Origin of the sequence: uncultured Maribacter sp. (assembly GCF_947496775.1) — a bacterium.
Lineage (GTDB): Bacteria > Bacteroidota > Bacteroidia > Flavobacteriales > Flavobacteriaceae > Maribacter_B.
Genome location: NZ_CANMDU010000010.1, coordinates 1 through 16,161, shown reverse-complemented (window position 1 = coordinate 16,161; position 16,161 = coordinate 1). Strand labels below are relative to the sequence as shown.

Genomic DNA, 16,161 nt, shown 5'->3' with positions numbered 1-16,161 from the left:
AAGACATGAAATTAAAAGTAAGGAGGTGATTTTGAATTTATCTCTTATAAATATCGACGAAATGCATTTTAATCGGACGAAATTCATTTTATTTACTATTCGTCTAAAGTGTTTGTTTTTTCGTTATAAGTAAGAAACCTCTTAAAAAACAGTAATACAACGAGAAAAAATGTTTTTTAAAGATTTTGAATAACATATAGAATAAAAAGAATTTGACGAAAGGAATTTTAGATTTATCTTGCATTAAATTGGATAGTGTTCCCAGCATCTTACCTGATTAAATAATCTACAAGCCATGGTGATAAGTAAAATTAAAATTACTAACACTTATGGAAATATTTACATCTTATTTCAATGAAAATTTTAATTTCAAGCAACTGTTTGTTTGCGGAATATTATGGATAACATCTTTCACTACTTTTGCCGCAAGTAAAGATTTGACCTATTTTGTTAATGATGGCTCTATATATGCATCTTTTGAAACGAGTAGAACTGATTTGGAAAAGTATGGATGTGATTCTTTTGACTTAATGAGTGTATTACCTGTAGATTTCGGTTTTTCTTCGGGGATAAGTGATGGTAGTCTTTCAGCTGCAAATTTGGATATTAGCCATAAATGGGGTTTACCTAGCGGTAGTGTTATTGTAAGTGTTTCTGGAGTAAGTACAGCTAGTAATGGGAGTGGTTTTAGAATAACTCATGAACAAACCCCAATCTTTAAATTCGCAGGAACTGTTCCGGTAATTGCAATAGTGCACCATTCGGGAGGTCTTGCGACTAATGCTAGGGATGGGTTTGTTAGTTTGGATAATGTTGAATATTCACTAATATCTAACATATCTGAGCTTTTGAAGTCAGTAGTAGAGGACAATGTCTATTACGTTGAAAATAATACAGCTCATGAAGGGTTAGGAGGAAGTAGTGGTTTTGATTGGGTGTCTAGGGGAGCTGCTTCGGAGGTACAATTTTTCACAACAAATTCAGTTGCTGCAAGCGGAATAGGAATAAAATTATTACCTCTTATTTGCCCTGATACCGATAACGATGGCGTACCAGATTATGCAGATTTAGATGATGATAATGACGGTATCTTAGATATGGATGAAGATCCAAATTTAGATGGCGATGATAATCCGTTGACAGACCCATTAGATAGTGATAACGATGGTATTCCAAATCATTTAGATATCGATTCTGACAATGATGGTATTCCAGATAATGTAGAAGCTCAGACTACGGAAGGTTATATAGCACCAAATGAAGATGACGAAGCTACTTATATATCTAATGACGGATTGAATAGTGTATATCCAAATGGATTAACACCAGTAAATACAGACGGAGAAGACACACAAGATTATATTGATTTAGATACTGATAATGATAGTGTTCCGGATAACAATGAGGGTAACGACTTTAATTTCGATGGTATTCCAGATCAGACTTATACAGGAGAAGATACAGATGGCGATGGATTAGATGATGGTTACGAAGGCAGTGACGTAAATGATGGATTTGATGTTAATGATGAGATAGATAATCCTCAGACAGATTTGCCAGATACGGATGGAACCGAAGATGTTAATTATAGAGATTTAGATGATGATGGTGATGGTATAAATACGCCAGATGAAGATGCAGATGGCGATGGTGACCCAACAAATGATGATACAGATAATGATGGTACACCAGATTATTTAGATCCAATAGATGATCGTCCTGATACCGATAACGATGGCGTACCAGATTATGCAGATTTAGATGATGATAATGACGGTATATTAGATATGGATGAAGATCCAAATTTAGATGGTGATGATAATCCGTTGACAGACCCATTAGATAGTGATAACGATGGTATTCCAAATCATTTAGATATCGATTCTGACAATGATGGTATTCCAGATAATGTAGAAGCTCAGACTACGGAAGGTTATATAGCACCAAATGAAGATGACGAAACTACTTATATATCTAATGACGGATTGAATAGTGCATATCCAAATGGATTAACACCAGTAAATACAGACGGAGAAGACACACAAGATTATATTGATTTAGACAGTGATAATGATAGTGTTCCGGATAATAATGAGGGTAACGACTTTAATTTCGATGGTATTCCTGACCAGACTTATACAGGAGTAGATACAGATGGTGATGGATTAGATGATGGTTACGAAGGCAGTGACGTAAATGATGGGTTTGATGTTAATGATGAGATAGATAATCCTCAGACAGATTTGCCAGATACGGATGGAACCGAAGATGTTAATTATAGAGATTTAGATGATGATGGTGATGGTATAAATACGCCAGATGAAGATGCAGATGGCGATGGTGACCCAACAAATGATGATACAGATAATGATGGTACACCAGATTATTTAGATCCAACAGATGATCGTCCAGATACTGATGGTGATGGCGTACCAGATTATGCAGATTTAGATGATGATAATGACGGTATATTAGATATGGATGAAGATCCAAATTTAGATGGTGATGATAATCCGTTGACAGACCCATTAGATAGTGATAACGATGGTATTCCAAATCATTTAGATATCGATTCTGACAATGATGGTATTCCAGATAATGTAGAAGCTCAGACTACGGAAGGTTATATAGCGCCAAATGAAGATGATGAAGCTACTTATATATCTAATGACGGATTAAACAGTGCTTATCCAAATGGATTAACACCAGTAAATACAGACGGAGAAGACACACAAGATTATATTGATTTAGACAGTGATAATGATAGTGTTCCGGATAACAATGAGGGTAACGACTTTAATTTCGATGGTATTCCAGACCAGACTTATACAGGAGTAGATACAGATGGCGATGGATTAGATGATGGTTACGAAGGCAGTGATGTAAATGATGGATTTGATGTTAATGATGAGATAGATAATCCTCAGACAGATTTGCCAGATACGGATGGAACCGAAGATGTTAATTATAGAGATTTAGATGATGATGGTGATGGTATAAATACGCCAGATGAAGATGCAGATGGCGATGGTGACCCAACAAATGATGATACGGATAATGATGGTACTCCAGATTATTTAGATGCAACGGACGATACACCAGAAATATTTGAAATTGAAATAAATCAAATTGTTTCGCCAAACTCAGATGGAAAAAATGATTTCTTATTTATTAGAGGAGTCGATGGAGCAGTAAATAACTCCTTAAAGATATATAATAGATGGGGCGTCGCGGTTTATGAAGGAAATGAGTATAATAATCAGAATAATGTTTTTGATGGTAGATCAAAAGGAAGATCTACTTTAAGTGCAGATGAGTATCTTCCTTCAGGAGTTTATTTTTATATCTTTGAGTATCAAAATAAAAATGATAATCTTAAACAAGTAACTGATAGCGGTTATATATACGTAAGTAAGTAATCAATTAATAAGCACATGATTATTAAAAAAAGATTTTTAACAATATTATTTCTAGGTTTAGTTTTTTTTGAAAATATAAATGCACAGCAAGATGCTCAGTATACACAGTATATGTATAATACAATGAGTGTTAATCCTGCCTATGCAGGTTCAAGAGGGCAATTAAGCATTGCAGCTTTGTATAGAGCGCAATGGGTAGGTCTAGAAGGAGCACCTAAATCGCAAACACTTAATATTCATTCGCCAATCCGAAATAGTAAGTTAGGTTATGGTTTTTCGATTGTTAATGATGAAATTGGTGATGGTGTAGTACAAGAAACTTATTTCGATGCTGTTTTATCCTATACAATAGATGTCTCTTTAGAAGGTAAATTATCTTTTGGACTAAAAGCAGGTGGAAATCTACTTAATTTAGATTTTAATGGGTTGCGCAATTTTGATGTAGAACCAGTAAATGTAGATAATATAGAAAATAAGTTTTCTCCTAATTTTGGATTAGGATTGTATTATCATTCGGATAGATTTTATGCAGGTTTATCAGCACCTAACCTCTTACAGACAGACCATTTTGATAACTCTAAACAAGATTCAAATTCGGTACAATTTTTATCTAAAGAAAGAATTAATTTCTATTTCATTACAGGATATGTATTTGATTTAAATGGAAGAACAAAATTTAAACCTGCATTATTAACAAAAATGGTTGGCGGAGCGCCATTACAAGTAGATTTTTCCACAAGTTTCATGTTTAATGATAAATTTACATTAGGAGCTGCATATAGATGGGATGCTGCATTAAGTGGAATGGCAGGTTTTCAAATATCAGATCAGTTTATGATAGGGCTTGCCTACGACAAAGAAACTACAGATTTAGGTGGTACACAGTTCAACGACGGTTCTTTTGAAGTTTTTTTAAGGTATGAACTGGTTAAGTCATTTAGACGTTTAGTTTCACCTAGATTCTTTTAAAATATTTTGAAAATGAAAAAAAGTATTCAAATATTCCTTTTTGCTTTCACTTTTATTTGTACCATAACATCTTTTGCTCAGGATAAATTAGCAACTAAAGGGGATGGACAATACGAGGAGTATTCTTTTAGTCCTGCAATTGATATTTATAAAAAAGTTCTAGACAAAGGATATGTCTCCGTTGCTTTGTTGAAGAATTTGGGTAATTCTTATTACTTCAATGCAAATTATAAAGAAGCTTCGGAAATATATAAAAGATTAGTAAAAGATTATGGAGAGGAAGTAGGACCAGAGTATTTTTTTAGATATGCTCAAACCCTTAAATCTATTGGTGATTACAAAGAAGCCAATGCCGTAATGACTAAATTTTCGGAAGTAACGGCAGATGATGCTAGAGCTAAAGGTTTTAAAGAGGAAAAAGATTATTTAAAGGAAATTAAGAAAAATTCAGGAAGATATACTATTAAGTCTTTTCAATACAATACTTCTTACTCAGAATTTGCTCCCTCTTTTTATAAAGAAGGTTTAATTTTTTCTTCGGATAGAGATACGGGGAATTTTGCAAGGTATAGACATACCTGGAATTCGAAGGACTTTTTGGATTTATATAAGGTTAATACTAGTAATGGATCTGATAGTTTGGTTTCTAGATTAGGAGATGACGTCAATACAAGATTACATGAGTCTACTTCAGCGGCAACGAAAGATGGGAAAATTTTATATTTTACCCGTAATAATACGGTGGAGGGTAAGTATAAGAAAGATGAAAAAGGTGTAATTCGCTTAAAAATATATAGAGCCACATTTGTAGATAGTATTAATGCGTGGTCTAATATAGCTGAATTGCCGTTTAATAGCGATTCTTATTCTGTAGCACACCCTGCTCTTAGTCCAGATGAAAAAACACTTTATTTTTCTTCTGATATGCCAGGTTCTTTAGGTGCTTCAGATATTTTTAAAGTTAATATCAATGAAGATGGTACTTATAGTGCACCAACAAATTTAGGTGATGCTATAAATACGGAATCTAGAGAAACATTCCCATTTGTTACTTCGGAAGATGTTCTCTATTTTTCTTCAGATGGGCATCCAGGGTTAGGAGGTTTAGATGTATTTGCAACTAAAATCGCAAAAGATAATTTTGATGGAGCAATTGTAAATGTCGGAGAGTCTATAAATAGTAAAATGGACGATTTCACCTTCATTTTTAATGAAGAAACTAAAAAGGGTTATTTTGCATCTAATAGAGAAGAAGGAAAAGGTGCGGATGATATATATAGTTTTATAGAAAACGAACCTTTGTTGCTAGATTGTAACCAACAAATTACTGGGGTTGTAAGAGACAAAATTTCTAATCAGGTATTAGTAGGAGCATCAATTAAAATAATTGACGAGGATAATCAAGAAATTCTTTCCGCGATTACTGATTCTAAGGGGGCTTATTCTTTGGAGTTAGATTGTAATCAAGGGAATTTTGTAAGAGCACTTATGGAAGGTTATGTACCTGCAGAAGAGTATATTGGAAAGTCAGATGGTAAAGCTAAAATTATTGATTTCTATTTAGAAAGAGATAAAATATTAGCAGGTTTTGGAGATGATTTGGCAAAACTACTGCAACTAAGTACAATTTATTTCGATTTTGATAAATATATTATCCGTAAAGATTCGGAGATAGAAGTAGAGAAAGTAATAGCGGCTATGGAAAAATATCCGAGTTTAAAAATTAAAGTAAACTCGCATACGGATAGTAGAGGTAAAGATTCGTACAATTTATGGTTATCTCAAAAAAGAGCAGAAGCTACTGTGGATTATATGATTTCTCAAGGCATCTCTAAAGATCGTTTAAGTGGTGAAGGTTATGGAGAAACTAAGTTGGTAAATGACTGTAAGAATGGTGTAAAGTGTACTGGAAAAGAACATGAGTTAAACCGTAGATCAGAATTTATAATATTGGAGTAAATTTTTCAAAAATTATATAAAAGAAAAGCTACCATTTTTGGTAGCTTTTCTTTTATATAAGCATTTTTCTAGTTGGGCTAACACCATTTAATTATAGCTACACCTCTTATTTTAATCTCTATACAACAAATATTAAGCAAAGAACTCTAAGCTCTTTATTTTTATGTGTAATTTAGTAATGAACTAATAATCTTAAAATTTAGAGATATAGAAAATACTAATTTACTATTATAAACCCTGATTATAGTAATACTATGAAATTCCCCCTTTTATTAATTTATTTTTTGCTCGCTGCACCTCTTTTGTTAGCACAGGAAACTTATAGAGATAACTTTAGCTCTGTATCTTATTCTAATAATGATGGGACTCTTAATTTTTCAGGTAATTGGAATGAAGTTAATGATGGTAATAGTGCTGCTAATGGAAGAATTAGAATTACTGGCGGTGATTTGCGTTTTGAAGATATTAGTAGAAACTCCCAAAACATTTTTAGGTCTGTAAACTTATCAGGGGCTTCTAGTGCCACTATTTCTTTTGATTGGCAAACAATTGGTTTAGATGGAGGGAATGATACTACAAGTGAATATATGAGTCTTCAAGTTTCTACTGACGGAGTAAACTATACTACCTTAAATACGTTTCATGGTACACAAGCAAATACTTTTAGTCAAAATATATTAGCTTATGCTTCAGCTACAACAACATTTAGATTATATAATGAAAGTACATGGGCTTGGGGAGATTGGGAGTCGGGAGAATATTTTTATATAGATAATTTTAGAATTACCGCCAGTTTTGGTGCTAGAGTATTAGTGGAAGACGTAGCAGTAGAAGAAGATGTAGGTACTGCAACTTTTGATATATCTCATGCAGGATTAAATACGCCGTCTTCATATACTGTAGATTATGTAATAACAGCTGGTACTGCAACTCAAGGTATTGATTATACTGTTAGTTCTGGAATTTATACTGGAACATTAAATTTTAATGGTACATCTGGAGATACCGAGCAAATAACAATTTTAATAACAGATGATGCCTTACTAGAGGTATCCGAGACCTTTACAATAAGTTTTAGTGCAACTAGTGATGTGTCGGTTGATATTTCGGATACTGCAATAGGTACAATTAATGATAATGAAAGTGATCCTAATGATGTGAGACCCTATGAAGAAAGATATGCAATGAATATTGTAGGAAATTTTATAATGAAGGGGAACACAAATTTAATATGTACTGCTAATTGTCCAGGATTTCCAACTAGTAATAATCCAACTGTAATAATGGGGTATTCAAATGTGGACGGAGATCCAAGTACAACCAATTCTAGTAGTAGTACAATAACTATTCCAGTTGGAGCTACTGTGGAATATGCCGCATTATATTGGGGGGGTGTTTATAATAGTAGCAATAGTGGAATTACTAATCCGCCACCAACCTTAAATATAGATGAAGTAAAACTAAGAACACCTAGCGGGAGTACTTATAATACAATAACAGCTGATCAACGTAATATTGAGACAAGTGCATTTTCTGGTTGGAATTCTTTTATGTCTTATGCAGATGTTACTAGCTTAGTGCAATCAGGAGGTAATGGTAATTATTTTGTTGCAGATATTGCATTAATAACAGGGAGTTCTTTTACAGGTCCTTATGGAGGTTGGACAATGGTAGTCGTTTACAATGATAGCACAGAAAAATCTCGTAATATTAGTATTTGGGATGGTTTCGATTTTTTTGGTTTTGGAGCTAATGATTCATTTACGGTTACAGGCTTATTAACACCATCTTCGGGAGTGTTTGAAAGTAGTGTTGGATATTTTGGTTTAGATGGGGAATCGAGTTCATCTGGTGACTTTGTTTCCATAAATGGATCGCCTATTACAAATGCTTTAAACCCAGGGAACAATACATTAAATGGAACTATTTCCGAATTTGGAGTTGATGTAGGAAATAGAAATCCAAATTTTGGATATAGTTGGGGTGTAGATATTGATATTTTTGATGCTACAGGACTTATACCTAATTCTGCCACGGAAATGGATGTTGTTTTAGGTAGCAGTAGCGAAGGTATATGGGGAGGAGTATTTGTAACGTCCAATGAAATAGCTTTTCCAACAGTAGCAAGTAAGTCATTTAATCCAACAGCAATTTCTCAAGGTAACGAATCTCGTGTAACCATAATAGTAGAAAATCCAGCTAATGGTGTGAATTTAACAAATTTTAGCTTAACAGATAACCTACCAACAGATATGGTAATTTCAACTACTCCAGATGCAACTTCTTCTAGTGGGGGTACTATTACTGCAATTGCTGGAGGTAGTAATTTTACTATTTCCGGAATTAGTGTTCTAGCTGGTAATACATGTTCTTTTAGTTTTGATATTGTGACCTTGAAAATTGGAAATTATGAAAATACTATTTTTCCTATCGACACATCAAATGATCAAAATATACCATTTGCGGGAGAATATACAGGAGAACTTTCCGTATTCCCAAGAACAGTAATTACAAATAAAAGAATAACATATAGAGTAAAGAAAGAATAAATATTTTAATTTGTAAGATATAGACTACATTTAAATATGGGCTGTCATGCGAACATTATTTCTTACTTCAAATTTCATTGTATTTATATCGTATAACTATAGTTACACAACATAATTTCCCATCCAGACTACTATGTGAATAACTTTGTAAGGGTTCCCAAAAGAAATAACTAAAAGTTATACCAATGTATAAAAGTAACGCAAATAGTTCTGTAAAGGGATTTTATGCTATTCTATTCGTTTTTTTTCTCCTAGGCATTAATAACTTTTACGCCCAAACCACTTTTACAGAAAGTGCAGCTTCGTATGGACTAAATTTGGGAGGTTCTAAAGATGGAGGACATGCTTGGTCCGATTTTGATGGAGATGGGGATATAGATGTTCTAGTTTTACGGAATAGTACTTCTCAAAGAAATTACTTAATGCGCAATAATGGTGATGGTACTTTTACTAATGTACAATCTACCTTGGTTCCAGGAATGATATCAGGAGATAGAGCAGAAAGACAAGCAGCTTGGGGTGACTTAAATGGAGATGGAAGACCAGATTTTATGATGACAAGTCATGGTACAAGCTCTTCTGATGTAGCTATTCAAATTTTTATACAAAATGCAAATGGAACTTTTGGAGATGGTGTTGGGGGCTCAAGTCCAATTACAGTAGGAAGGAATAATAGTGCCACCGTAACCATAAGTAGACTCAACGTAGAAGGGGCAGGTTTTTTCGATTTTGAAGGAGATGGAGATTTAGATATTTTTTTTGACAGCCATGCATACGGAATAGAACTTTTAAGAAACAATTATATAAATCATGTTACACATACAGTTGCTAATCCTGCACCTTCAGCATTATTTACCCACATAACCCCCGGTGATGGGAATGGAGTAGTTGAGTTTGGATTAAATCAATTTGCAACGGATGGAGATTATGGTTCTGCGGCTGATGTAAATGACGATGGTTGGGTGGATATTTTTATGCGTAAGCGTAATGAAAATGATTTTTTCTTAAATCAAGGAGGTAGTTTTACCAGTGGCTCAGATTTAGCACAAGCCGAAAACGGAAATAAAGGAGGAAATGGTCTTTGGGATTTAGACAATGATGGAGATTTAGATGCAGTATGGACCGAAAATGGCTTAACTCAAATATTTAGAAATGACGGCCCTGGCGTTTGGACTCCATTAGGAGCTGCAACTTTCCCTGGTTTGCCACAACCTTCTAATACAGATAATGGAAGCTCATCTAATGATATTGATGCACTTGCAGGAGGAGATATAGATAATGATGGGGATATTGATATTTTATTTGTTGGAGATGGTTCTGGAAGTGCGGCAAACAGAAGAAGTTATTTATTTATTAATCAACTAAATAGCCCAACACCTGCACCAGGAGTAATTGGTAGTGGTACAGCAATGACTTTTAGTCTAGATACTGAAATATTTAATACAAGTGATGGTGAGGGAGCAACAATGATTGATATTGATGATGATGGCGATTTAGATATTTATATGAATATTAATGGTAGCTCTAATCAATTATTTATAAACAATCTTCCGGCAGCGAATAGAAATAATCACTTATTAATTGACGTTTCTGAAGACCGTGGTGCAAATGGAAGCACCGGAGGGCTTCCGGAACGTGTGGCCATAGGAACTAATGTTTTAATTAGGGATTGTGCAGGTAATATAGTTAGCGGATTACGACAAGTAAATGGAGTTTTCGGTCACGGAACGCAAAGTCCAGAGGAAGTACATTTTGGATTGCCTTTGGGTGAAAATGAAACCTATATTATAGAAGTACGTTATCCTAATTTTTATGATCCTTCGGAACCTTCAGGATTTTCTAGGCTTATTTCAACAATTATTGCTACACCTAGTACAATTCCAGGGACCAATCATTATGATATGTCTACTACCGATGCTGAAATTTTAGAAAACGTAAATCCACCAAATGCAGAAGATGATTTAGTGGTGGTATCACAAGGGAATTCTGTATCTATTCAAATTAATCTATTTGATAACGATTCGGAGCCAGACGGAGAAAATTTCTTTATTGAAAGTGTTGTGCAACCAGCCGTAGGGTCTGTAGTTATTGATGATGCGGATGCAGGTCTGGTTACTTATACATATAGCGCAGGAACACCTTTTACTGGAACAAATTTTGACTATACAATTACGGATTCAACGGTTTCTGTTTGCCCGGCATTAGGTAAAAGTGATACTGCTACGGTTTATATAGAAGAACCTTGTACCGATTTAACTGGTATTGATACTGATGGAGATGGTATTAATGATATATGCGATGTTGATGATGATAATGATGGAATTTACGATGTAGATGAATGTCCTCCACTTTCAGGAGTTGTAGAATCGCAAGTAGAAGCCTTAGATTGGATAAGAGGAGATTATCGTGTTTTTGTAATAGGTAATAATACAAATGCTAATGGATATTTAGAATCTGGATTTCAAAAAGAAGCTTATAATCGACAGCTAAGTTTAACCGTTCTTAACGGTAATAATGATTTTTCTTCAACGGGGTCTGGTGATGGTTCTGGAGTAAGTAGTGTAGTTACATTTAGTAATGGTACAATGACCTATAGTACAAGTTATATTACCACTAATAGGAATGAATTTAGAAGAACAACAGGTGGGGCATTTAAGTCAGGTAGCTCAGGAGATGCTGTATATGTAGAACCAGAGCAGGGTGGTGTAGCAGGAGACTTTTATACAGTGACAATAAACTTTACAAATCCCGTAACGGCTTTTAGTTTTGATATGGTAGATATTTTAGATACCATAATTGGGGATAATCCTTTATTGAGCTATGCCGTATATGCAGATGGAACATTAATAGCTTCTATAAAAGATAATATTGTTGGGGATGATATTACAGGTCCAGTTAATATTTTAGATGGTACAAATTTACCAAGAGGAACAGCTGTTGCCGGTCAAAATAGAGAAACTAATTTTGGTTTTTTAACAGATACTCCCGTAAGTACGGTAACTATTAGATATGATATTCTAACAGAAAGTATAACTTCTACCGCGCGTGACCCTCATGGTTTAGATAATTTTGTTTATAGTACGGATACGCCCTGTGCTTATTCTAAAAATACGGATAGTGATGGAGATGGATGTTCCGACGCTGATGAAGCCTATTTAGGATTGGTTGCTAATGCAGATGCAGACGATAATGGAACATATGGTTCTGGTACTCCTACAGTTACTTCAACAGGGCAAGTTGTGGGAGCAGCCTATAATACTACCAATACATATTATCAAGACATAGGGGTAAACGCTTGTGAAGATAATGATGGCGATGGAGTTCCAGATGGAGTAGATTTAGATGATGACAATGATGGTATTTTAGATTTGGTAGAGAGTCCAAGAACTGTTTTATGGGTAACTAATGGAACACCTGGGAGTGAAGAACAAAATACCATAGATAAATTAATAGCTTTAGGATATACAGTAACCGTAGTAGATGACAATGTAGGAGGTAACGCCAATGATTATGCAGTAACTTTTATTTATGAAGATGCAAATAGCGGTACCGCTTTTACAAACGTTGCGAATATGGCGACAACTAATCGCGGAGTAATTACAAGTGAAACTTTTCTTCATGACGAAATTTTGGGAGCTAGCCAAGGAGCAACTACTAACACCACAGATGTTCAAATAACAAATAATACACATCCAATAACAGCAGGACTTGCGTTAGGGAATTACAATATAGGTAATGCGTCTTATAGAACAAACAGTTTAGACATAGGTACAGGAACAATACTAGGGCTGCATCCAAACGGAGAAATATCTCTGGCAGCATGGGAAGAAGGAGAAACTATACCATCTGGCGTTGCTCCCGGTAGAAGAGTCATAGTACCTCATGCAAATGATAGTGGAGTGTTCAATACCGCAGGAGAAAATTTGTTGGTTAAAGCAATTATTTGGACAGCAAGTATAGACACCGATAAAGATGGTATAAATAACGATTTAGATTTAGATAGTGATGGAGATGGAATACCGGATAATGTAGAAGCGCAAACCACTTTAGGATACATCCTATCTAACAATGATACAGCCGCAACATATGCAATCAATGATGGAGTAAATTCTGCTTACTTAGGAGGATTAACCCCAACCAATACCGATGGAACAGATCAACCCGATTACTTAGATTTAGATAGTGATAACGAAGGTCATGGAGATACTACAGAAGCAGGGATAGCCTTAGCAGGAGAAGATACCGACAATGATGGTTTAGATGATGCAATAGATACCGATGTAACAGGGTATAATAATCCAGGAGGAACCATAGATAATCCAATAACCCCATCATTTACTTTGCTAGATTCTGATAATGATGCAACAACAGGAGGCGATGTAGATTTTAGAGATGCTTTAGATGACAGACCCGATACCGACAACGATACTATTGTAGATGCATTAGATTTTGATGATGACAATGATGGTATTTTAGATACCGATGAAGGTTGTGGTAATTTAGTAATAAACCCATCCTTTGAACAACAAGACTTTACAGATGCGGTAGTATTCCCTGGAGGCTTTACAGGAGCAGCAGGAACCTTTATAGGAGCTACCTATAATGCTAATACATTAGCAGGTTGGACATACACTCAAAACCTTGATGGTTGGGTAGGAGGCGAAACTCCAGGTTGGTCAGGAGGAGCCACTTTTGCAGATGAATATCATGGCGTCCAGTATTTAGATGTTATGGGTAACAACAATGTAACAGGAGGAGTAAATAATATTCTCTCTCAAGTAATAAATACTACGGTTGGAAATACATATCGCTTCTCTTTTTATTGGGGCGAAGATGTAGGTCATGCAAAAGGAGCACAAGTTACCTTAGATGTAGATGTTATTGATTCAGGAAATAACTCTTTAATAAATCAAACCCTATTAACAAAAGCAGAAGGAATAGTTTCAGGAATCATGGGACCAAAGAAATGGTTTTATTTTGAACAAACCTTTGTAGCAACAACAGCGCAAACAACTATTTCTTTTGAAGCTACTCCTAGTTATACTGCTGATGGAGCTGCATTAGATTTTGTAACGGTAGAAGATATCACTACTTGTAAAGATACCGATAATGATGGCGTTCCAGACAGTATGGATTTAGATAGTGATAATGATGGTATCTATGATGCTGTAGAAGCAGGTCATAACCAAGCCCATACAAACGGAGTAGTTAATGGAGTGGTAGGTATAGATGGGGTGCCAAATGCAGTACAAAGCGAACCAAATAATGAGACTGTAAATTATTCATTAGCAGATTCTGATGGAGATAGTAATATAGATGCTATAGAGTTAGATTCGGATAACGATGGTTGTAATGATGTGCAAGAAGCAGGTTATACGGAAAGCGGAACAGAAATAGGGGAGTTAGAGGGAACTGGATATAATGTTGTAAATGGATTAGTAACTGGTAATTCTGATGGATATACTACTCCAGTTGATATTAATACGAATTTAGTTTTCGATTATAAAGAAGCAGGTACAGCTCCTGTTATTACCACAGAACCTAGTAGTTTAACTATCTGTCCAGGATGTAGTGGTACTATGACCGTCGTTGCAACAAACGGAGATATATTTCAGTGGCAATTATTTAACGGTACAACTTGGGATAATTTACCTAATTCTGGTATACATAGTGGTGTAAATACCAATACCTTATCTATAACAAATCCAACATCTAGTGATAATGGGAATCAGTACAGAGTTTTAGTTTCTAATTCTATGTTTGTCTGTACAATGGATACTTCTATTACTGCAGTTTTAAACCTTAGAGTTGCAACAGTAATTACAAATAGAAGAATAACACATAGGGTAAGAAAAAACTGATTTACTAAAAAAATTAAACGCTTGGAGCTTTTTGTTTTGTTGAGGTTATCGATAAAAGGAATAAAGTTTTTTAAGTGTTTTATTTTACTAAAACCTCACTTTTTAAGAGGTATACAATACTAATGTACACTTACACAACATTTATTTTCCAACGGAGGATGTAAAGTTATTTTTGTAGAGTGTAGTAAGATCATAGTGTAAAAGTTATGGTTTCTTAAAAGAAAGATTACAGGTATATATTTAAAATATATAGCAAAATTATAGTACTAAAATGGCCAAAACTAAAAACCTACAAATGAAAAAGTTTCTATTACCGATGTTGTTATTTATATCGGGAATTGCGTTTTCACAACAAACAGTTCTTTTAGAGGATCAATGTAATTGCGAAGTGTTAAGTGGTACAGATGTTACAGCTCCAGGTGTTGGTACACCTACAGGTGCAGACATAGGGGATATTTATGTAAATACAGATACGGGTACAATTTATTTCTGGGATGGAAATACTTGGGAGTTAACCTCTACAGATAGTCAGCAATTACAAAATTTTAGTTTTGATTCTGCTACAAATTTATTATCCTTAGATATAGAAAATGGAAATACCGTTTCTGTAAATTTAGAAGATTTAGCAGATCAGAATGCTGCTGAGGTAAATTTAAATAACCCTTTAGATGTAGATGGAGATAGTGTAAATGAGACTACAGTAGAAGAAGCAATAGCAGATTTAGCAGCAAACAATGCATTAGATTTAGATATAGATCCTACTAATGAACTTACAACAAGTAATCTAGGACCACCAACAGGGCCTCCAGCAAATAATAACCCAGGAGTAACCTATTTAGATACGGCAACCAATGAGTTGTATGTATATAATGGTACTAACTGGACAATGGTAACCGATAATCAAAATGCGGGTGAAGTTTCAGTAAATCCAGCAGGCAATATAACAAGTACAAATGTACAATCTGCTTTAGAAGAGCTAGATGCAAGTATTACCTCTAGTGAACTAACTACAACAGTAGTAGAAGGAACCGGAATAGATGTAACCTCAAGTGTAACTGGAAATAACACAGTGTATAGAGTAACAGTAGACCCTACAGATATAGTTGGTGACGGAAGTATAACATCAAGTGATATTGACGTTACAGGTGGTTCTAACGCAACATTGAATAATGTAACATTGACAATTGCAGATAATGCTATTACCAATGTAAAGATGGCAGATGACGCTATTACTACTACGGAAATTTTAGACGGAACAATAGCAAGTGCAGATATCGCAGCAGATGCTGTAAATGCTTCAACAATTAATGCAGATGTAGCAGGAACAGGATTGGTACAAAATGCAACAACAGGCGCCTTAGAAGTAGATGGAACAGCAATCACAGGCGATGGAGATATTACCTC

At 34.8% G+C, this 16,161-nt stretch carries 6 protein-coding genes; all 6 read left to right on the top strand.

All coding sequences use genetic code 11. From position 1 onward, the window contains the following. Positions 1-329: 329 nt before the first annotated feature. Positions 330-3,419, top strand: a complete 3,090-nt coding sequence (locus tag Q0856_RS14715) for a gliding motility-associated C-terminal domain-containing protein (protein ID WP_298506247.1) — start codon at positions 330-332, stop codon at positions 3,417-3,419. 15 nt (positions 3,420-3,434) lie between these two features. Next, positions 3,435-4,388: a type IX secretion system membrane protein PorP/SprF gene (locus Q0856_RS14710; protein WP_298481378.1), complete on the top strand. Its 954-nt coding sequence runs from the start codon at positions 3,435-3,437 to the stop codon at positions 4,386-4,388. A gap of 12 nt (positions 4,389-4,400) precedes the next feature. After that, positions 4,401-6,347, top strand: a complete 1,947-nt coding sequence (locus Q0856_RS14705; RefSeq protein WP_298506245.1) for an OmpA family protein — start codon at positions 4,401-4,403, stop codon at positions 6,345-6,347. A gap of 254 nt (positions 6,348-6,601) precedes the next feature. Then, the gene (locus Q0856_RS14700; protein WP_298506242.1) at positions 6,602-8,896 is read left to right on the top strand and encodes a Calx-beta domain-containing protein; all 2,295 of its coding nucleotides are present in this window, start codon (positions 6,602-6,604) and stop codon (positions 8,894-8,896) included. A 185-nt stretch (positions 8,897-9,081) separates the two neighbouring features. Continuing rightward, entirely contained in the window at positions 9,082-14,757 is a 5,676-nt protein-coding gene (locus tag Q0856_RS14695; RefSeq protein ID WP_298506238.1) for an FG-GAP-like repeat-containing protein, read from the top strand. A gap of 295 nt (positions 14,758-15,052) precedes the next feature. Beyond that, positions 15,053-16,161 (top strand): hypothetical protein (locus Q0856_RS14690; RefSeq protein ID WP_298506236.1); only part of this gene is annotated, 1,109 nt, incomplete at its 3' end.